At 70.3% G+C, this 20,670-nt stretch carries 16 protein-coding genes, 1 tRNA gene and 1 pseudogene; all 18 read right to left on the bottom strand.

The window, feature by feature from the left end; genetic code table 11:
• Window positions 1–46 precede the first annotated feature (46 nt).
• The 18 genes and pseudogenes from PHA84_RS09875 to PHA84_RS09790 all read right to left on the bottom strand — a co-directional run bounded on the left by PHA84_RS09875 (window position 47) and on the right by PHA84_RS09790 (window position 20,605).
• A pseudogene (locus PHA84_RS09875) lies at window positions 47–700 on the bottom strand (aldo/keto reductase).
• Window positions 701–1,009: 309 nt separating this feature from the next.
• A complete protein-coding gene (locus PHA84_RS09870; RefSeq protein ID WP_270887916.1) occupies window positions 1,010–1,579 on the bottom strand; it encodes a dihydrofolate reductase family protein in 570 nt (189 codons plus the stop codon).
• A gap of 837 nt (window positions 1,580–2,416) precedes the next feature.
• Window positions 2,417–3,091, bottom strand: coding sequence for a response regulator transcription factor (locus tag PHA84_RS09865; RefSeq protein WP_270887915.1), 675 nt, complete (start codon window positions 3,089–3,091; stop codon window positions 2,417–2,419).
• Window positions 3,088–5,250: a sensor histidine kinase gene (locus PHA84_RS09860; RefSeq protein ID WP_270887914.1), complete on the bottom strand. Its 2,163-nt coding sequence runs from the start codon at window positions 5,248–5,250 to the stop codon at window positions 3,088–3,090. Before PHA84_RS09860 ends, PHA84_RS09865 begins: the two co-directional genes overlap by 4 nt.
• An 11-nt stretch (window positions 5,251–5,261) precedes the next feature.
• Window positions 5,262–5,921, bottom strand: coding sequence for a hypothetical protein (locus PHA84_RS09855; protein ID WP_270887913.1), 660 nt, complete (start codon window positions 5,919–5,921; stop codon window positions 5,262–5,264).
• A gap of 266 nt (window positions 5,922–6,187) precedes the next feature.
• On the bottom strand, window positions 6,188–6,703 hold the full coding sequence (locus PHA84_RS09850; RefSeq protein WP_270887912.1) for an ASCH domain-containing protein: 516 nt from the start codon (window positions 6,701–6,703) through the stop codon (window positions 6,188–6,190).
• Window positions 6,704–7,000: 297 nt separating this feature from the next.
• A tRNA-Leu gene (locus PHA84_RS09845) sits at window positions 7,001–7,083 on the bottom strand.
• Window positions 7,084–7,180: 97 nt separating this feature from the next.
• Window positions 7,181–8,638 (bottom strand): pyruvate kinase, encoded by a 1,458-nt coding sequence (pyk, locus tag PHA84_RS09840; protein WP_270887911.1) that lies wholly within the window; start codon window positions 8,636–8,638, stop codon window positions 7,181–7,183.
• An 88-nt stretch (window positions 8,639–8,726) separates the two neighbouring features.
• Window positions 8,727–10,181 carry a glutamate synthase subunit beta gene (locus tag PHA84_RS09835; RefSeq protein WP_270887910.1) on the bottom strand — a complete coding sequence of 485 codons (1,455 nt, stop codon included), beginning with the start codon at window positions 10,179–10,181 and terminating at the stop codon, window positions 8,727–8,729.
• A complete protein-coding gene (gltB, locus tag PHA84_RS09830) occupies window positions 10,174–14,718 on the bottom strand; it encodes a glutamate synthase large subunit (RefSeq protein WP_270887909.1) in 4,545 nt (1,514 codons plus the stop codon). The genes PHA84_RS09835 and gltB overlap by 8 nt, the downstream gene beginning before the upstream one ends.
• Before the next feature lie 137 nt (window positions 14,719–14,855).
• A complete protein-coding gene (gene lgt / locus PHA84_RS09825; protein WP_270887908.1) occupies window positions 14,856–15,725 on the bottom strand; it encodes a prolipoprotein diacylglyceryl transferase in 870 nt (289 codons plus the stop codon).
• A complete protein-coding gene (locus PHA84_RS09820) occupies window positions 15,722–16,540 on the bottom strand; it encodes a DsbA family protein (protein ID WP_270887907.1) in 819 nt (272 codons plus the stop codon). Before PHA84_RS09820 ends, lgt begins: the two co-directional genes overlap by 4 nt.
• Window positions 16,537–17,070, bottom strand: a complete 534-nt coding sequence (locus PHA84_RS09815; protein WP_270887906.1) for a MauE/DoxX family redox-associated membrane protein — start codon at window positions 17,068–17,070, stop codon at window positions 16,537–16,539. Before PHA84_RS09815 ends, PHA84_RS09820 begins: the two co-directional genes overlap by 4 nt.
• Window position 17,071: 1 nt before the next feature.
• Entirely contained in the window at window positions 17,072–17,869 is a 798-nt protein-coding gene (trpA, locus tag PHA84_RS09810; RefSeq protein WP_270887936.1) for a tryptophan synthase subunit alpha, read from the bottom strand.
• Window positions 17,870–17,871: 2 nt separating this feature from the next.
• Entirely contained in the window at window positions 17,872–19,101 is a 1,230-nt protein-coding gene (trpB, locus tag PHA84_RS09805; protein WP_270887905.1) for a tryptophan synthase subunit beta, read from the bottom strand.
• The gene (trpC, locus tag PHA84_RS09800; RefSeq protein ID WP_270887904.1) at window positions 19,098–19,889 is read right to left on the bottom strand and encodes an indole-3-glycerol phosphate synthase TrpC; all 792 of its coding nucleotides are present in this window, start codon (window positions 19,887–19,889) and stop codon (window positions 19,098–19,100) included. The genes trpB and trpC overlap by 4 nt, the downstream gene beginning before the upstream one ends.
• Window positions 19,890–19,927: 38 nt before the next feature.
• Complete coding sequence (locus PHA84_RS09795; RefSeq protein WP_270887903.1) at window positions 19,928–20,338, bottom strand: DUF2752 domain-containing protein; 411 nt, start codon at window positions 20,336–20,338, stop codon at window positions 19,928–19,930.
• Between the two features lie 9 nt (window positions 20,339–20,347).
• Window positions 20,348–20,605, bottom strand: coding sequence for an HGxxPAAW family protein (locus PHA84_RS09790; RefSeq protein WP_270887902.1), 258 nt, complete (start codon window positions 20,603–20,605; stop codon window positions 20,348–20,350).
• Window positions 20,606–20,670: the final 65 nt, after the last annotated feature.

Raw genomic sequence — 20,670 nt, 5'->3', positions numbered from 1 at the left:
CCATCGCCGCCCTCCAAAGCGGCGAGTAGGCACCGAGGATCAGCCCTCAAAGCCCACCACCCCGCGGGGCACTGCCGCACGCCGGAAGCAGCTGCCGTTCCGCAGCCCGGTCGATGAGGTTGTACTTCACCTGTACGCAGACCGGTGCAGGCAGTCGCCGGTCATCGGCGAGCCACAACGCGCGGGTGACCTGCCACGCGGGAAAATTGGACAACGCCACGTACCGCAGCTTCCCCTGCCGTACCAGGTCGTCGTACGTCGACAGCGTCTGCTCCAACGCAGTGTGGGATCAGGGGAGTGGGCGTAGTACAGGTCGATGTAGTCAGTCTCGAGCCTGCGCAGGCTGTTCTCGACCTGTTGGATGATGTGTCGGCGAGACAGCCCCTGGTCGTTCACGCCGGGACCTGTGGCCTCGCGCGACTTGGTTGGCAATCACCACGTCGTCCCGGCGGCCTGCGAGCGCTCGGCCCAGGATGCGCTCGGCTGGATCCCGCTGGCCGGCTGGGGGTGCGCCTTGGCGGTCGAAGGTGGGCATGTGGCCGTAGACGTTGGCCGTATCAAAGAAGTTGATGCCGAGGTCGAGTGCGGCAGAGACCACCCGCCCCGCGTCCTGCTCCAGTGGCGCCACGCCAAAAGTGGCGGTGCCCAGACACACCTTGGACACGAGGACACCGGTGGCGCCGAGCAGGCTGTACTCCATCGGCCATCCCATCCCTCGACGAGCGCGTCCGGCGCACGGATCGGCAGTCCACGGATGATGCCGACGCAGGACAAGACGAACATACCCACCGATCCGCTCATGCCCGATCGGGACGTGCCGATGAGCGGACGTCCTCGTAGGGGCGAGCATGGAGGAATCGTCTACCGGCACCTCCGGGATGCAGGTTGCGCTATTCCGTCCGCGCGTTTGGGACGGTCCCAACCCTCGTATCAGGCGGGAGCCCTCCCATCAGGCGCGAGAACTTCGTACCGTCGCGAGGCAGCGGCCAACGTGCCAGGACAAATCATGTCAAGCCGCTTCTCGCGTGGGCCGGTATCGCAGTGCGACGACCCCCGACCGGAACTCATGGCGATCCACGAGCGCGAGCTGGATGCGCTCCCGCAGACCGGCGAGCAACGTCGGCCCATATCCGGCAAGGACCGGCTGCACAAGGAACACGTACTCGTCGACCAGTCCCAGATCAGCCAAGGCCAAGGGAAGCGTCACGCCACCCACGAACAGGCCCTCGCCTGGCTCCTGTTTGAGTCGCTGAACCGCTTGCTTCAAGTCGCCTCGCACCAGCTCGGCATTCCAGTCGACCCCGCTCAGCGTGCCCGACACGACGTACTTCTTCGTCGCGTCGATGGCCTCGGCGAACGGGATCTCCCACTGACCCATCCAGTCAGGCCACGTGCCCGTGGCTGGCTGCCTCCACGCCGACTCCATCATCTCGTACGTCACCCGGCCGAACAGGAGGGCATCGGCTCGTTTCATCTCAGCGGTCCAGTAACGCATCGACTCCTCGTCGGGGGGAAGCCCTGCCTCGTGATCGCAGCAGCCGTCGAGTGTGACGTTGATCGAGTATCGAAGGGGTCTCATCTCGTTGCTCTCCCTTGATGCGCGCAGCGCGTTTCACCGGACCGAGCTCAGACCACTGTCGGCGCCACTTCTCATCGGCGCCCGATCCCAGCGGTCACATGGTTCGGCTTGGGTAATCGAGCGGTCATAGCCGCTGAGAAAACTAGCTCCCGCCGCCCGAAAGGGCATATCCGAAGACGCTCACCAGCACGAGCATGGGTGCAACGGTGGACAGCCATGCCAACACCAGCACCGACTGCCCAAATATCCGACTGCGAGAACCGGTCTGCCGTGGGTGTTGGAGCCCCCACCGCGCCAGCACGACCGAAAGGAGTGCGCAGGTGACAACGGCCGCGGCGACACCGATCACCGTCCATGGCCTATTGCCGTCGTCATGTCCAACCGCATGGAAACCCCAGAGTTCAGCTGCCATGGTGGGCAGGGCGACCAGAAGGGCTGCCACTGAGTACCTCGGCTCCACCGCAGGACGATTGGCAGCGACCATGCCTGACAGTACATCTAGGTCGGATGCGGAGGTCGAGCGCAACCGGCTTGCTACTCGCCTGGGCGACGGTGGCGCTGTCGCGTGTAGTGCGGCACGGTGGCCGCGGGCATATACCGCCGCCTGCGGACGCGTCCGGCACAGGTCCAGCGGTGGTGCGGTTCGCCTGCCCTCTGGGAGGGCCGCGCCGGCGCAACGGCTGGCGGCCTGTGTCCCGCTGAACGGTTCCGCGACCGCCGCTGTGATTCGTCGAGCGTCGACGAGGCGCACGCGAGGTGGCCAGGTGCGTTGACCCCGTGCTTTTTTCGTGCCCTTCGCCACGGGCGTCGCCTGGCGCGTGCCGTTTGCTTGCACGACTAGCGCCTGGTCTCGGGCTGGTGATCCTCCGCCGCGAGGCCGGCCTGGTGGGCGGCGAGGATGGCTTGGGCTCGGTCGGCGACGCGGAGCTTGACCAGGATGGCGGAGACATTGTTGCGCACCGTCTTCTCATTGATGCCGAGCTGGTGAGCGATCGCGGGGTTGGCCAAGTGCCGAGCCATCAGGGTCAGAACCTGCACCTCCCGAGGAGTCAGCTCTGGAAAGCTGGGTGACGGTGACACCGTGACTGGCGGATCGAAGTACCGGATGAGGCGGCTGGCGATGGCGCCGCCGAACACCGCCTCGCCGTCGGCGACAGCGCGCACGGCGCGGACGATCTCGGCCCGTCGCGCGCCTTTGAGCAGGTATCCCCGGGCGCCGGCGCGCATCGCGGCGAAGACCGCGTCGTCGTCCTCGACCATGGTCAGCACGATCACCCGGATGTGAGGTGAGCTGTTCACGATGGCTCGGGTGGCCTCCACACCACCCATCCCTGGCATGGCCAGGTCCATGAGCACCACGTCGGGCTGCAGTGCCAGCACCGCCCGGACAGCGTGGGCCCCGTCGGCTGCCTCGCCGACGACCACGACGTCCTCGCTACCGCTCAGCAGCGCTGCCAGGCTGGCTCTGAAGCCGGCGTGGTCATCGCAGAGCAGCACGTTCAGGACGCTCATCGAGGCATCCCTCCCCGAGCGTCCGCTAGCCGGGGCCGGCCCGATCCCACCGGACGTGTCGCGTGGCCGGGTCGACAGGGCAGGACGGCCCGGACGAGCGTCCCGCGCCCGTGTGGGCCGGGCTGAACGGTTAGGGTGCCGCCCAGCTCGGTGGCCCGTTCGGTCATCGACTGCAGCCCCAGGCCGGCCGTATAGCTGTCGGGAATGCCCAGGCCATCGTCGGTCACGTCCAAGGTCAGTCCCTGCTCGTCGTGGGTCAGGTGCAGCACGCACGAGCGGGCCTGCGCATGGGTGGCGACGTTCTGGATCGCTTCCAGGGCGATGCGGTATGCCGCCACCTCCACCGCGGCGGGCAACGCGGGTATGTCGCTGGGCACCTGGAAACACACCGGCACAGCTGCCACGTGCGCGGCATGGGCCTCCAGCGCCGGGACCAGGCCAAGGCTGTCCAAGGCCGGCGCTCGGTGGTCGTGGGCGACCCGGCGGGTCTCCTGCACGGCGACCTCGGTCTGGTCCAGCACGTCGTCCAGCAGGGTGTGCGCCCGGTGCGGGTCAGTGAGCGTGAGGTCACGGGCCAGCTCGACCTGCATGCTGATCGCGGCCAGGCGCGGTCCGAGGTCGTCGTGCAGGTCGCGGCCCACGCGCCGGCGTTCCTCCTCCATCGACAGCACCATGCGTTCGCGGGACCGGTGCAGGTCCACCGAAAGGCCCACGGCGTGGACCGCCGCGCCGATGGGCAGTGCCAGGTCGGCCAGCAGCCGCAGGTCTGCCGGGTCCAGCGACTCACGTCCCCGACCGGCCACCACGAGCCGCCCCAGCGACAGCCCGGCATGGGTCAGCTGCACCGATGCAAGGCGCCGGCTGACCGCGGGTCGCGCGCCGTGCTCGGCCGCGGGGTCGACCTGGTCGTCGAGCTCGATGGCCGCATACGGGGAGCGGAGCGCCCCCGCGGCGAAGGTCACCAGAGTGTCCAGGACCTTCTCCGGGGCTGAAGGTTGCTGGAGCTGGCGGGCGAGGCGGGTCATCGCGGCATACGGCCGGCCACGGTCGCCGTAGAGCCGGCGGCCGATCACCCGTTGCAGCACATCCCGCAACGGTGCGAAGGCCACCGCCACGACGGCGGTGGCCACCACCCGGCCCAGGGTCCCGGCCGGTCCCGGAAGGGCCGCGCTGGCCCAGGTCGCCGCGAGGGCGTACCCGGCGAGGAGCACGAAGGTGAGGATCACATAGACCAGGACCCGGCTGACCAGCGCCTCGATGTCGAACAGCTGGTGCCGCAGGACTGCCACCGCGATGGCCAACGGCACCACCACAGGTGTCAGCTGGACAGTGGGGAAGACCGCCGGGTACAGCGACGGCGTGAGCAGCGCCACCGCGGCGTCCACCACGAGCGCAGCCGCGAGCACGACGAGCGCCAGCACCACCCACAGAATCTGCTGCTGAGCCTTCCTGGGCGCGCGCCGCCAGCGCAGGAAGAGGCTGACCGTCGCCGCCACAGAGCAGGCCAGCAGGACGAGCCCGGCACCGGTCATGACCCCAGCAGCCACGGCGCTGAGCGCGGGCACCGCGTAAGGGTTGGGAGTCGCGGTCCGGCCGAGCACGAGGGTGGTCTGCGCGAAGGCGCCGAACAGGGCCAGGACTGCAGCCAGAACCCCGGACAGAACCGCCACGCCCCGCCACCGTCGCGAGGGCAGGTGGCCGTCGGGGAAGGTCAGCGCCACAAGAACGAACAGCGGCACCAACGCCGGCGGGAACACCCAGTTCGCCACCCACAGGGCGGTTTCCGCGCCGGGACCCGCCGGTGGACTGTTCAGAGCTCGGCGGGCGATGCCGTCGGCACCTTGGCCCACCAGGAATGGCACTCCGGTCGCCAGCAGCAGCCAGCCCACCGGGTGACGCGGTCGCCGACCAGCCAGGAACGCCCCCACCATCGCCATGACCGACGTTGAGATCAACAAAGTCCACGACGAGGCGAAGACACCCGCCCGCACGATGGCCACCCATGCCGCCACTACCAGAGCGAACACCCCAACCATCCCTGCGAACGGCCGCGTCGACGCCGCAGCCAGGAGCCTGGAACTGGTCATCTCCAGGCGCCGGGGCGGCAGGTCGAGCAGGCGCGCTGCTGCTGGGGCACGACCCCAGTGTCCGCCCTCCACGGCCCTCGCGCCTATGCCTTGGCTCGCGGCTCCACCGTCCCCGGTTCACCCTGGCGGCTCGGGCCTGTCGAGCCGACCGCCCGCAACGCGGTCAACCCCATAGCGGCGAACGCGACGCCCATCAGGGCCAGCGTGCCCGGCAGCACACCGGACGCGAAGATCTTCAGCAGCACGCTCACCAGCAGGAAGATGCCGGCGGCGCGGGGCAGGACGCCGGCCCGGATGGTGGCGATGGAGAAGAGCATCAGGCCGGCGACGTAGCACCCGATCACCACGAACAGGACCACCATCACCGGAAGGGGCGGGTCGGCCTGCGGCGCACCATGGGAGCGGGCGAAATTCCATGTCTCATTCAGTGCCAGCACGAAAAGGCATCCCGTGCCCGCCACCGCCAGACGCGACGCGACGCGCCCGAACCGGCCGAAGGCGGGTCGCTGGAGGGCGCTCAACCCCAGGAAACCTACGAACATCAGCCCCACCCACGTGGCGTGCAGGGAGGACGGCACGACGCCCTCCTGGACACCCGGCACCCGGTCGTCCCACCACTCATGCACCCCCATGACCACGCCTGCAAGGACCGCCGCCACCCCGCCGGTGCGCACCAATGCCACCGACGCGGTCCACTTCCAGCGCGCCGTGCCCGTCAAGTCCACCTGCGAGACAGCTGCCATGACGTACCTCCCAAGAACCAGGGCGGCCCACCCGCCCCACACCGCTCAGAGTCGCCGCTTCGCCGTCACGGGTCACGAGACACCGTCCCGGTTTGCCCGGGAGAAATGTCCCGAGCCCCCGGGTGAGTGCACCGTGGGCGACCGCCCACCACGCGTCGAAGCTCTTTCCGGACGTTGCTCCCTGGTGTATCGAGACGCGGTCCGTCGGAGCGAGGCATCCATGAGGTGCGACACATCGAGAGACCCGGCGATGGCACTGAGGTCGCCTACGCCTGAGGCGGCCTCCACACGTCACCGCGGGCGTGGTCACACGCTGGCCAAACGAGGTCGAACCGCTCGAACACCACTCCGATATTGTCGGAGAACGTCAGGCCCATCGTCGCGCACTGACGGATGAAGAGGCCCGTGTGCGCAGCCAGCCACCAAGCCCTCGTTCTGTCACCCTCGCCCTCGTCCCACGCGAAGCGGTCGTCGACCGACGCCAGCGGCCCTACTCGCACGTCGGTCGTGCGAACGATCGCTAGTGGCCTTCCGTCGCCACCGAGCACCGCGCACCGGTCCCCCACTTCAGGCAATGCCTGCTCCCCTGCATCAAACTCCTGCACGAGACCGGCCGTCGCCCTCTTGGGACCGTGCAACACCAAGAGGCCGAGCTCGTCAGCCAGCTCGGCAGAGTCGCCGAAGGCGTAGGTCGTGACGAGGGGTCCGTCGTAGCCGGTGTCCGCGACGTACGACGCCCACATCGCTTCGACGGCCGTCTGGTCCGCGGGGGCGAGGTTCACAAACGTCACCCTAGGCGGTACGGACTCGAGCCAGCCCGAGCCACAGGCGCCCCTCCACCCCTCGGTTCCAATCGAAGACTTGGCAACAGGCGAGGATGCGACCTCTGCGCACGCATAGGGTGGTCGCCCTGCGCGCTCTCCGGAAGGCCCTGATACAGGAACCGGTCCTCCACCCGCGGCGGGACAACCACCGCGGGGCCGCCCGCAACGGCGAGGCCCTGGACGTGCCGTGGACAGCGCGTGGACAGGGCGTGGACACGGCCCACCCGGTGGTGGTGTTTCCGCTGGTCAGGTGAGTGCCGAAGGCGGGACTTGAACCCGCACGCCCTTTCGGGCAAAGCATTTTGAGTGCTCCGTGTCTGCCATTCCACCACTTCGGCGAGCCGCTGGCGCGGCGCGGGGAAAGCATAACGGCCGACCGGCCGGCCGCCGACATCCAGTGCCCGCAGACACTCCCTGCGGCCGCTGGGGCCGCGCTCAGACGCCCGGGTCGAGGTCCTCGTACGCCGGGGCCACCTTGTTGACCGCGTCGCCCATCTTGTGGACCCGCAAGGCGTTGGTGGAGCCCGGGATCCCGGGCGGCGAGCCTGCCACGATGACGACGAGGTCGCCCTCTTGCACCCGGCCCGACTCGAGCAGCGAAAGGTCGACCTGCCGGGCCATCTGGTCGGTGTGGCGCGCCATGGGTACGAGGTAGGTCTCGATGCCCCAGGCGAGCGCCAGGCGCGAGCGGGTGTGCTGTTCGGGCGTGAAGGCCAGCATGGGGATCCTCGGGCGGATGCGTGACATGCGCTTGGCTGTGTCCCCCGACTGGCTGAAGGTGATGAGGAACTTCGCCCCCAGCAGGTCGCCGATCTCCACCGCAGCGGCGGACACCGCCCCGCCCATGGTGTGCGGACGAGTGCCCAGCGGTCGGATGCGCTCGAGACCGTGCTCCTCGGTGCTCTCGATGATGCGGGCCATGGTCTGGACGGCCTCGATCGGATAGGCGCCGACGCTCGTCTCCCCCGACAGCATGAGGGCGTCCGCACCGTCGAGGACGGCGTTGGCGGCGTCGGAGGCCTCGGCGCGCGTGGGGCGCGGGTTGTCGATCATCGACTCGAGCACCTGGGTCGCGACGATGACCGGCTTGGCGTTGCGGCGGGCGATCTCGATCGCCCGCTTCTGCACGATCGGCACCTCTTCCAGCGGCAGCTCCACCCCGAGGTCGCCGCGGGCGACCATCACGCCGTCGAACGCCGCGATGATGTCCACGAGGTTGTCCACGGCCTGCGGCTTCTCGATCTTGGCGATGACCGGCAGGCGCACCCCCACCTCGTCCATCACCTCGTACACGTCGTCGAGGTCCTTGGCGGACCGCACGAACGACAAGGCGATCATGTCCGCGCGCAGGCCGAGGGCCCAGCGGAGGTCGTCCTTGTCCTTCTCCGAAAGGGCCGGCACGGAGACCGCGACCCCGGGCAGGTTGATCCCCTTGTTGTTGGAGACCGTGCCGCCCACGGTGACGATGCAACGCACGTCCGTGTCGGTGACCTCCGTGGCCCGAAGGGCCACCTTGCCGTCGTCGATCAGGAGCGCGTCGCCCGGCTTCACGTCGCCCGGCAGACCCTTGTACGTCGTGCCGACCTCGGACGACGACCCGTCCACGTCCCGGGTGGTGATGGTGAACGACTCCCCCGTGGTGAGCTCCACCGGCCCGTCCTTGAACCGGGCGGTGCGGATCTTGGGCCCCTGCAGGTCCACCACGATGCCCACCGCATGGCCGCTGTCGTCGCTCGCCTTGCGGATGGAACGGTAGATCTCCTCGTGCTCGGCGTAGGCGCCGTGCGAGAGGTTCAGCCTGGCCACGTCCATCCCCGCGTCGACGAGCGCGCGGATGCGCTCAGGGGTGGAGACGGCCGGGCCGAGGGTGCAGACGATCTTGGCGCGACGCATACCCCTGACCCTATAGGGCAGCTCCCGCGAACGTGACGCGGGTCACTGCGCGGACAGGCCGCGTCAGTCCAGCCAGACGCGGGAGCGGTCAGACCATCAGGGGACGGTCGGTGGGGTTGACGGGACGAGGCAGGGCGCTGGTCCCGGTGAGGTACCGGTCGACCCCCGCAGCGGCTGACCGGCCCTCGGCGATCGCCCACACGATGAGCGACTGCCCACGCCCCGCGTCACCGGCGACGAACACCCCCGGCACCGACGACATGAAGTCCCGGTCGCGGCGGATGTTGGACCGCTCGTCGAGCTCCACCTCGAGCTGTTCGACGACGCCCGGCCGCTCGGGTCCAAGGAAGCCCATAGCGAGCAGGATCAGCTGGGCCGGCAGGACCCGCTCCGTCCCTTCGACCTCCTCGAAACCCCTGTCGCCGAGCCGTACGTCGACCAGCCGGATCCCGCTGACCTTGCCGTCCTGCCCGAGGATCTCCTTCGTGGAGGCCGCATACACGCGCTCACCACCCTCCTCGTGGGCGGAGGCGACGCGGAAGAGCATCGGGTACGTCGGCCACGGCTGGTTGGCGGGGCGCGCCTCTCCCGGCTGCGGCATGATCTCCAGGCTCGTGACGGACCGAGCGCCCTGGCGGTGCGACGTGCCGATGCAGTCGGCCCCCGTGTCGCCGCCACCGATGACGATGACGTCCTTGCCCTCGGCCGTCACCTGCCCGTCGACCTGCTGCCCCAGCGCCGCCCGGTTGGCAGGTGGGAGGAAGTCCATGGCCTGGAGCACCCCGTCGAGCTCTCGCCCGGGCACGGGCAGGTCGCGCGGCACGGTCGCCCCCAGGGCGAGCACCACGGCGTCGTACCGGTCTCGCAGCTGCGGGCCGGTGACGTCCGCGCCCACCGTGACGCCACTGCGGAACCGGGTGCCCTCCGCCGCCATCTGGGCGATGCGCCGGTCGAGGACCGACTTCTCCATCTTGAACTCCGGGATCCCGTAGCGAAGCAGCCCGCCGGGCTTGTCGGCCCGCTCGTACACGGCGACGGTGTGGCCCGCACGGGTCAGCTGCTGGGCCGCCGCGAGGCCGGCCGGCCCCGAGCCCACCACGGCAACGGTCTTGCCGGACAGTCTCTCGGGCGCCTGAGGCTCGACGTACCCGGCGTCGAACGCGCGCTCGATCGTCGTGACCTCGACCTGCTTGATGGTTACCGCGGGTTGGTTGATGCCGAGCACGCACGCGGTCTCGCAGGGTGCGGGGCACAGCCGTCCGGTGAACTCCGGGAAGTTGTTCGTCGCGTGGAGCCGCTCGATCGCCTCCCGCCAGTCACCCTTCCAGGCCAGGTCGTTCCACTCGGGGATGAGGTTCCCGAGCGGGCACCCGCTGTGGCAGAAGGGGATCCCGCAGTCCATGCAGCGACCCGCCTGACGTTGGAGCTGCCCGAGCTCCTGCTCCTCGTAGACCTCCTTCCAGTCCCGGATGCGGACGGGCACCGGACGGCGGGTGGGCAGCTCCCGCTCGCGGGTCTTCAGAAATCCCTGAGGGTCAGCCACGGGAGGCCTCCATGATCCGCTCCCACACCTCGGAGCCGTTGACGTCGAGTCCCTCCGCCTCGGCGGCGGCGCGCACGTCCAGGACGCGCTGGTAGTCCCGGGGCAGGACCAGAGTGAACCGGGAACGAGCCGTCTCCCAGTCCTGCAGCAACCGGGCGGCCACCGTCGAGTCGGTCTCCTCGGCGTACCGCTGCAACAGCAGGCGCACCGTCGTCTCGTCGTCGGGCCGCAGGGGTGACAGGTCGACGAGCTCGGGGTTCACCCGCTCCGCGACCAGGTCGAGCACGTACGCGACACCCCCCGACATGCCGGCCGCGAAGTTGCGGCCGGTGGGGCCGAGCACCAGGACCGTGCCGCCGGTCATGTACTCGCATCCGTGGTCCCCGACGCCCTCGACGACCGCGGTCGCGCCGGAGTTCCGCACGGCGAACCGCTCGCCCACCTTGCCCCGCAGGAAGAGGTCTCCGCCGGTCGCGCCATACCCGATGACGTTGCCGGCGATGACGTTCTGTTCAGCCTGGAGCGGGGCCGCGCGGTCGGGCCGGACGACGACACGCCCCCCGGACAGACCCTTGCCGACGTAGTCGTTGGCGTCGCCCACCAGGCGCAGGGTGACCCCGCGCGGAAGGAAAGCGCCGAGCGACTGGCCCGCGGAGCCGACCAGCGTGAGGTCGATCGTGTCGTCCGGCAAGCCCTGCGGATGCGCCTTCGTGACCTCGTGGCCCAGCAGCGTGCCCACGGTCCTGTTGACGTTGCGAACGGCCACCTGACCGGTGACGGGAGTCCCGTCGCTGATCGCCTCCCGCGCGATGGCGATGAGGTGGTGGTCCAGCGCCTTCTCCAAGCCGTGGTCCTGGCCCGTGGTGTTCCGCCGAGCGGAGCCGTCCGGGCTCTGGACGTCGGCGAAGATCGGGGAGAGGTTGAGACCCGCGGCCTTCCAGTGCGCGACGGCCCGGCTCGCGTCGATGGCCGAGACCTGGCCCACGGCCTCCTCGACCGAGCGGAAGCCGAGGGCTGCCAGGTGCTCGCGCACCTCCTCGGCGATGTACTCGAAGAACGTCTCCACGAACTCCGGCTTGCCGGAGAACCGCGACCGGAGCTCCGGGTTCTGGGTGGCGATACCGACCGGGCACGTGTCCAGGTGGCAGACCCGCATCATGATGCAGCCGCTCACGACCAGCGGCGCCGTCGCGAACCCGAACTCCTCGGCACCCAGCAGCGCCGCGATCACGACGTCACGCCCGGTCTTGAGCTGCCCGTCGCACTGCACGACGATCCGGTCCCGAAGGCCGTTCAGCACCAGCGTCTGCTGCGTCTCCGCCAGACCGATCTCCCAGGGCCCGCCGGCGTGCTTCAGCGACGTCAGGGGTGAGGCTCCCGTCCCGCCGTCGTGGCCGGAGATCAGGACGACGTCGGAGTGTGCCTTCGAGACGCCCGCCGCCACGGTGCCCACCCCGATCTCGGAGACGAGCTTGACGTGGATCCGCGCCTCGGGGTTGGCGTTCTTGAGGTCGTGGATCAGCTGGGCGAGATCCTCGATGGAGTAGATGTCGTGGTGTGGCGGAGGGCTGATCAGCCCCACCCCGGGGGTGGAGTGCCTCGTTGTGGCGACCCAGGGGTACACCTTGTGGCCGGGCAGCTGACCGCCCTCGCCGGGCTTGGCCCCCTGCGCCATCTTGATCTGGATGTCGCCGGCCTTGGTCAGGTACAGGGAGGTGACGCCGAACCGCCCGGAGGCGACCTGCTTGATGGCGGAACGACGCTCGTCGTCCATCAGGCGGTCGGCGTCCTCGCCGCCCTCGCCGGTGTTGGACCGTCCGCCGATCCGGTTCATCGCGATGGCCAGGGTCTCGTGCGCCTCCTGGCTGATCGACCCGTAGGACATCGCGCCGGTGTTGAACCGTTTGACGATCTCGCTGACCGGCTCGACCTCGTCGATGGAGACAGGCTCACGCGGGCTGGCACCGCCCAGGGTGAAGAGCCCGCGCAGCGTCATGAGGCGCTCGGACTGCTCGTCGACCCGCGCGGTGTACTGCTTGAAGATGTCGTACCGACGCTGACGCGTGGAGTGCTGCAGACGGAACACGGTGTCCGGGTCGAAGAGGTGCGGCTCGCCCTCGCGCCGCCACTGGTACTCGCCTCCGACCTCGAGCTTGCGGTGGGGCAGCCGTACGCCGTCCGGCGGGTAGGCGGCGGCGTGGCGGGCCGCGGTCTCGGCGGCGATGACGTCGAGCCCGATGCCGCCCAGCTGCGAGACGGTCCCGGTGAAGTACCGGTCCACGAGCTCCTGGGAGAGGCCGAGGGCCTCGAAGACCTGGGCGCCGCGGTACGAGGCCACCGTGGAGATGCCCATCTTCGACATGACCTTGAGGACACCCTTGCCGAGCGCCTTGATGAGGTTCCGCACCGCCTGCTCGGCGGTGACCCCGGTGATCGCGCCGGAGCGCACGAGGTCCTCGACCGACTCCATGGCCAGGTAGGGGTTGACGGCAGCGGCCCCGTAGCCGACGAGCAGGGCGACGTGGTGCACCTCGCGGACGTCCCCGGCCTCGACGACGAGCCCGACCAGCGTCCGGGTCTTCTCGCGGATGAGGTGGTGGTGCACCGCGGACGTCAGCAGCAGCGACGGGATGGGCGCGTAGTCACGGCCGGAGTCGCGGTCCGAGAGGACCACGAACCGGGCACCGTCGGCGATGGCCTGCGAGACCTCGGCGAAGATCTCCTCGAGCCGGGCCTGCAGCGCCTGCGCGCCGCCCGTGACGTCGTAGAGACCGCGAACCACATGCGTGGCGTACCCCGGCAGGTCTCCGTCGGCGTTGACGTGGACGATCTTGGCAAGCGCGTCGTTGTCGATGACGGGGAACGGCAGCACGACCTGTCGGGCGTGGGCGGGAGTCGCCTTGAGGGCGTTGCCCTCGGGCCCGATCACCGTGCCGAGCGAGGTGACCAGCTCCTCACGGATGGCGTCCAGCGGCGGGTTCGTCACCTGGGCGAAGAGCTGCGTGAAGTAGTCGAACACGAGGCGCGGCCGCTCCGACAGCACGGCGATGGGGGTGTCGGTGCCCATCGAGCCGAGGGCCTCTCCTCCCGTCCTCGCCATGGGCGTCAGCAGGATGCGCAGCTCCTCCTGGGTGTAGCCGAACGTCTGCTGGCGTCGGGCCACCGAGGCGGCGGTGTGCACGATGTGCTCGCGCTCGGGCAGGTCGTCGAGGTGCATGAGCCCGGCATGCAGCCACTCCTCATACGGCTGCTGGGCTGCCAGCGACGACTTGATCTCGTCGTCGGAGACGATCCGGCCGTGCTCGGTGTCGACGAGGAACATCCGTCCCGGCTGCAGCCGGCCCTTGCGCACCACCCTCGTCGGGTCGAGGTCGAGGACGCCGGCCTCGGAGGCCAGGACCACGAGGCCGTCGTCGGTGACCGAGTAGCGGCCAGGGCGCAGCCCGTTGCGGTCGAGAACCGCGCCGATGACTGACCCGTCGGTGAACGTGACGCAGGCCGGGCCGTCCCAGGGCTCCATGAAGGTGGAGTGGAACTCGTAGAACGCCCTGCGGGCCGGGTCCATCTCCTCATGGTTCTCCCACGCCTCGGGGATCATCATGAGCACCGCGTGCGGCAATGAGCGGCCACCGAGGTGGAGCAGCTCCAGGACCTCGTCGAACGAGGCCGAGTCCGAGGCGTCGGGGCTGCAGATGGGGAACAGTCGCTCGAGGTCGCCGGGGATCACGTCGGACACGAGCTGGCTCTCCCGGGCCCGCATCCAGTTGCGGTTGCCCTTGACGGTGTTGATCTCGCCGTTGTGCGCGATGAGGCGGTACGGGTGGGCGAGCGGCCAGCTCGGGAAGGTGTTCGTCGAGAACCGGGAGTGGACGAGCGCCAGCTCGGTCTCGAAGCGGCGGTCCGACAGGTCGGGGAAGAACGGCTCAAGCTGCCCCGTGGTCAGCATCCCCTTGTAGACCAGCGTCCGGCTCGACAGCGAGGGGAAGTACACCTCGGTCTCGCGCTCGGCCCGCTTGCGCAGGCAGAACGCCAGCCGGTCCAGGCCCAGTCCGACCATCCGGCCGCCCGAGGCCGCCACGAACAGCTGACGGAAGTAGGGCATGCAGTCGCGCGCCGTCTGGCCGACCAGCTCCGCGGCGACCGGCACGTCGCGCCAGCCCAGGACCCGCAGTCCCTCCTGCTCGGCCAGCTCCTGGATCCGCGCGGTGGCCTGGGCCCGGGAGCCCTCCTCGCGCGGCAGGAAGGCGATGCCGACGGCGTACGCGCCGGCCACCGGAAGGTCGAAGTCCACGACCTCGCGCAGGAAGGCGTCGGGGACCTGGGTGAGGATGCCGGCGCCGTCGCCGACCATGGGATCCGCGCCGGTCGCGCCCCGGTGCTCCAGGTTGCGCAGCGCCGTCAGGGCGTGGTCCACGATGTCGTGCCCGGCACTGCCCCGCATCGTCGCCACGAGCGCCACGCCGCAGGCGTCGTGCTCGTGCTCGCGGCGGTAGAGCCCGCTGTCGGCGGGCTGGGCGGAGAAGCGCACAGGAGTCACGTTCGGGTCACCGTCCTGAGGGGTCGTGGTGCGGCGGAGCGGCCCTGGCGGGCAGTCCGTTCACGCGCGTGGACGACCATGGCCACGGCTGCAGAGAGAATACCGGCAGGCGCGTTTGTCCCGGCATGTGAGCCGCCCTATTCCGACATCTGAGACCCCGCGCCCGCCCGCACCCTCGGGGCGCGCCGCCTCGCCAGGATCACGAGCGCCACTCCCAGGAGGAAGACGACGATACTCGTCCAGACGTTGACGCGTACGCCGAAGATCGTGTGGGCGGGGTCGCTGCGCATCAGCTCGACCACGACCCGGCCCACCGGGTACCCGGCGACGTAGAGTCCGAAGAGCTGGCCCCGCCGCAGCACGACGCGCCGGTCCACGAGGAACAGGACCACGGCGAGGAGCAGGCACCAGAGCGACTCGTAGAGGAACGTCGGGTGGAACGTGCCGAGCACGACCGCCTTGCCGCTCGCATCGCGCACCGCGTGGCCGGCGGACTGGTCCCACTCGTGGATCGTGAGTCCCCACGGCACGTCCGTCCTGCGGCCGTAGAGCTCGTTGTTGAACCAGTTCCCCCACCGTCCGAGGGCCTGGGCGACGGCAACGCCAGGCGCGGCGGCATCGACGTAGTCCGAGAACGGGATCCCGTAGCGGCGGGCACCGATCCACGCCCCCACCGCGCCCAGCGCGATCGCGCCCCAGATCCCGAGCCCGCCCTCCCAGATGTACAGGGCGCGTACGGGGTGGCCGCCCTTGCCGAAGTAGGGGTCGGGTGTGGTGATGACGTGGTACAACCGGCCTCCCACAATCCCGAACGGGACGGCCCAGGCCGAGATGTCGACCGCCTTCTCCCGTGGGTGGCCCCGGTCCGCCAGCCGTCTGCCCGTCATCCAGACCGCGACCACGATGCCCAGCAGGATGCACAGCGCGTACGCCCGCACCGGGAAGGGACCGAGGTGCCACACCCCCGTCGTCGGGCTGGGGATGGAGACCGGCAGGCCGGACGTCACTTCGTGGCAGCCTTGACCTGGGATGCGAGCGATGCCTGGGTCAGCCCGGCCAGGCTCAGGGCCTTGCCGTTGAGCTTCACCGTCGGGGTGGCGTTGACGTGGTCCTTCTCGGCCTGCGTCTGCACCGACTCCACCCACTGGTTGTGGGTCTTGGCGTCGTAGCACTGCTGCCAGGTCTGCAGTGACGCCCCGCTGAGGCCGGCGGCCTGGGCGAAGCCCTGTAGCTCAGCGTCGGTGTACCCCGTCCCCTCTTTGGCGGGCTGCCCGTTGAACGTGGCCGCGTGGTACTGCAGGAACTTGCCCGCGTCTGCCGCGCAGGCAGCCGCGTTGGCCGCGCGGTTGGAGGAGTCGTTGCCGAGGTTGTCGTCCAGGAACGACAGCGGGTGAGCGACGAGCCGGACCTGGTTCGACTTCACGAGGTCGACGATCTGGAGCCCGAAGATGCGCTCGAACTCTGCACACACCGGGCACTGGAAGTCCTCGTAGAGGTCCAGCGTGGGAGCGCTCGCCGGCGCCCCCGGGTTGACCACCACGCCCGCCCCCATGGCGGAGACGTTGCGGGGCAGCGCACCGCCGCCGCTGGTCGCGCTCTCGTTCTTGTCGTGCGCACCGAGGATGACGGCGGTGACCACCCCGGCGACCACGAGCAGCACGACGACGGTTGCCACGACGACCCGGCTCGGCGCGCCGCCTCTCCTGCCGCCCCCCTGGTCGCCGCTCCCTGACCTGTTGCCGGCACCCCGCCGGTTCCCCAAGCCGCCGCGCGGAGTGGCGGCCGCGATCTTGGCCTTGCGCGTGGCGCTGCTACTGGTCATGCCAGGGACCTTTCGTCGGTGGGGACGGCAGGATCCCCGAAAAGCACGTGCTCGAGGCTGAACGCGGTTCGAGGCCGCACGACGAGCCAGCCGGCACAGAGGAGCAGGCCGAGGTCGCGGGCGATCTCCAGTGGGTACTGCGTCTGGGAGGCCGCAATGGTTCCCCCGTTGCCGAAACAGCCGCAGTCGATGCTGAGGCCGCGCGCCCAGGCCGAGGCGATGCCGATGACGAACACCACCATGAGCAGCGCGCCGACGTCGGCGGCCGCGCGGGTGTACAGGCCGAGCAGCAGCAGCACTGCCACGGCGGCCTCCAGGATGGGAAGGCCGTAGCCCACATACCCGGCAACGTCGTACGGCAGCAGCTGGTACGCCCGCACCGCGCGCGCCGAGGTCTCCAGATGCGTCACCTTCAGCAGTCCCGCCACGAGCAGCACCACACCGAGCACCAGACGAGCCGCCAGGCCCACCAGCTCCGTGCGGCGCCCCTGGGTGAGGAACACGCCCCACCGATGACCCGAACGAGTCACCTCAGCGTCCACTCCGGACGCCCTCGGCCAGCTCCGCGACGAGCTCGCGCAGCGCCTTGGTTCCCGACTCGGCATCCTGGGCCTCCGTGAGGCAGCGGACCAGGGCCGAGCCGACGATGACGCCGTCGGCGTACGCGGCCACCTCGGCCGCCTGGGCGCCGTTCGAGACCCCCAGCCCTACGCAGACCGGCTTGTCGGTGACGGCTCTGGTGCGCTCCACGATCACGGAGGCGGCGTCGCCCATCGAGGTGCGCGCGCCGGTCACGCCCATGTGCGACACGGCGTACACGAACCCCCGGCACTGCTGGGTGACCGCCGCGATGCGCTGCTCCGTGGAGCTCGGCGCGACGAGGAAGATCCGGTCCAGCCCGGTCAGGTCGCTCGCCTCGATCCAGGCGCCTGCCTCGTCGGGGATGAGGTCGGGCGTGATGATCCCCGCACCCCCGGCAGCGGCCAGCCGCCGGGCGAACTCCTGGGGCCCCTGGCGCAGGATGAGGTTCCAGTACGACATCACCAGGGGCGGAGCGCCGGCGTCGCGGACGGCCCGAGTGGCCGTGAAGACGTCTGCGACGTGCACCCCGCGCCGCAGCGCCTGGTCCGCGGCGTACGCGATCACGGGTCCGTCCATCAGGGGGTCGCTGTACGGCACTCCCACCTCGACGATGTCCACGCCCGCCTCGACCATGGCGACCATCGCGTCCACCGACCCAGGCACGTCCGGGAACCCGACGGGCAGGTACCCCACGAGGGCTGCCCGGTCCTCCTCCCGGCAGCGTTGGAGGACCTCCCCGACCCCGATGCTCACTGTGCGCCGCCCGCAGGGGCGTCGTCGATGAGGCCGAAGTACTGCGCTGCCGTATGCATGTCCTTGTCGCCGCGCCCCGAGAGGTTGACCAGGAGCAGGCCGTCGCGCCCCAGCTCGCGCCCCACCTCGATGGCACCCGCCAGGGCATGCGCGGACTCGAGGGCGGGGATGATGCCCTCCGTGCGGCACAGCAGCTGGAAGGCGCTCATGGCCTGCTCGTCGGTGGCGTAGCGGTACTCGGCCCGTCCGGAGTCGCGGAGGAAGGCGTGCTCCGGGCCCACGCTGGGGTAGTCCAGGCCCGCGGAGATCGAGTGTGACTCGAGCGTCTGGCCGTCGTCGTCCTGCATGAGGTAGCTGAAGGTCCCGTGGAGCACTCCCGGCTCGGACGCCGCGAACCTGGCTGCGTGCCGGCCTGATGCCACCCCTTCGCCGCCGGCCTCGATGCCGACCAGCCGCACGCCGGCGTCGTCGATGAACCGGTGGAAGATCCCCATCGCGTTCGACCCGCCGCCGACGCAGGCGATGACGGCGTCGGGCAGCCTCCCGGTCACGTCGAGGACCTGGCCCCGCGCCTCCACGCCGATGATGCGGTGGAAGTCGCGCACCATCTCCGGGAAGGGATGCGGACCGGTCACCGTGCCGAGGATGTAGTGGGTATGGCCGACGTTCGTCACCCAGTCGCGCAGCGCGTCGTTGATCGCGTCCTTGAGGGTCGCGCTGCCCGTCGGCACGGCGACGACGGTCGCCCCGAGCATGCGCATCCGCGCCACGTTGAGCGCCTGGCGCTCAGTGTCCACCTTGCCCATGTAGATGACGCACTCGAGGCCCATCAGCGCGGCAGCCGTCGCGGTGGCCACGCCGTGCTGCCCGGCTCCGGTCTCGGCGATGACACGGGTCTTGCCCATGCGCTTGGTCAACAGAGCCTGGGCCAGCACGTTGTTGATCTTGTGGGAACCGGTGTGGTTGAGGTCCTCGCGCTTGAGGATGATGCGAGCCCCGCCGGCGTGCTCGGCGAAGCGGGGCACCTCGGTGATGATGCTGGGCCGGCCGGTGTACGTCCGGTGCAGCCGCTCGAGCTCGCCCAGGAACTCGGGGTCGACCATCGCCTTGTGCCGCGCCTCGTCCAGCTCCTCCAGCGCCGGGATCAGCGCCTCGGGGACATACCGCCCGCCGAACGGTCCGAAGCGACCGGGACGGGCCAGGGGCTGCGGTCGGAGGTCCGTCATGCCGGTACCCCCGCAGCGATGAGCTCGGCCGCCGCCAGGCGGGGCTGCGAGCCCTTCACGAGCGCCTCTCCCACCAGGACCGCGTCGGCCCCCTCGGCGGCATACCGTGCGGCATCCGCGGGACCGGCGACCCCCGACTCGGCCACGCGTACGCAGCCGTCGGGCACCAGCGGGGCGAGGCGACCGAAGGTGTCGCGGTCGACCTGGAGCGTCTTGAGGTTGCGGGCGTTCACCCCCACCACCGTGGCGCCCGCGTCCAGGGCACGGGAGACCTCCTCCTCGTCGTGCACCTCCACGAGCGCGGTCATGCCGAGGCGGCGGGCCAGGGCGTGCATCCGGACGAGGTCCGGCTGGGCCAGCGCCGCGACGATGAGCAGGACCACGTCGGCACCGTGCGCCCGTGCCTCGTAGAGCTGGTAGTCCGCCACCATGAAGTCCTTGCGTAGCACGGGGACCCGCACCCTGGCCCGCACGGCGTCCAGGTCGTCCAGGGAGCCCGCGAACCGTCGGCGCTCGGTCAGGACGCTCACTGCTGTGGCCCCGCCGGCCTCGTACTCCCCGGCGAGCGCGGCCGGGTCCGCGATGGCGGCGAGGGCGCCCTTGCTGGGACTGGACCGCTTCACCTCGGCGATGAGCCCCAGCCCAGGCCGGCGCAGCGCCGCTTCGGCGTCGAGGGGCGGCGCCACTGCCCACGCCAGGCGCTCGATCTCCGCTCGAGGCGTCGCGACCTCGGCGCGCGCGAGGTCTTCGCGGACGCCGGCAACGATGTCGTCGAGCACTGTGGCCATGCGCCACAGGCTATCCAGCGCAGCCCCGCAGGCCGGCGTCAGGGTCGCAGGACGGACAGCGCGGGGAGCAGGCGGGCTGCGCCGAAGACCAGCAGACCGGCGGCCCACACGGCCGTCACGACAGGAAGCCTGTCGGCCCAGGCAGGCCGACGCCCTTGGGACGCCGCCAGCAGCCAGGCGACATAGCCGCCGCACACCAGCAGGGCGGTGACGACGGCATAGACGTTCTCGGACGCGGCCGCGGTCCAGCTGCCGGTCAGCAGGTCGTGCGCCGCACGCAGGCCCCCGCAGCCGGGACACGGCACCCCGGTCAGCCGCAGGAACGGGCAGACCGGCCAGGACCCCGGCACGTGGGGGTCGTGCAGGACGACGGAAGCGGCCAGCGCCGCGCCTGCGGCTCCGGTCAGCAGCGGCGCGCGCAGCTGCTCACGCAACAGCGGGGCCGCCACGGACACGGCCTACTTCACCCCGACGGAGCTCTTCGGCGTATCGGGGGCGTCCGGCCCGTCGAGGGTCTTCGCGCCGTAGCCGGCCATGGAGAGCACCTTGCCGGCCACTGCGCCGACGACGCACACGACCGCGCCGATGACGAACAACGTCACGCTCGTGACGACCACGGCCCAGGAGCACAGAGCAGCGCCGAGGAGGATGATCCCCACGGCCGTCCAGATGGCGGTGTTGTGGCCGTGGTCTTCGTGGATCTCGTGCTCTGCCATGGTGCGTGGCTCCTCGGGCGGGGCGTCGGGGCGTGACGTTCGGGCGCTGATGCTCGGGCCCTGAT

It is taken from the genome of Pedococcus sp. 5OH_020 (assembly GCF_027812955.1).
Classification (GTDB): Bacteria; Actinomycetota; Actinomycetes; order Actinomycetales; family Dermatophilaceae; genus Pedococcus.
This window is presented reverse-complemented; position numbering and strand designations above follow the sequence as displayed.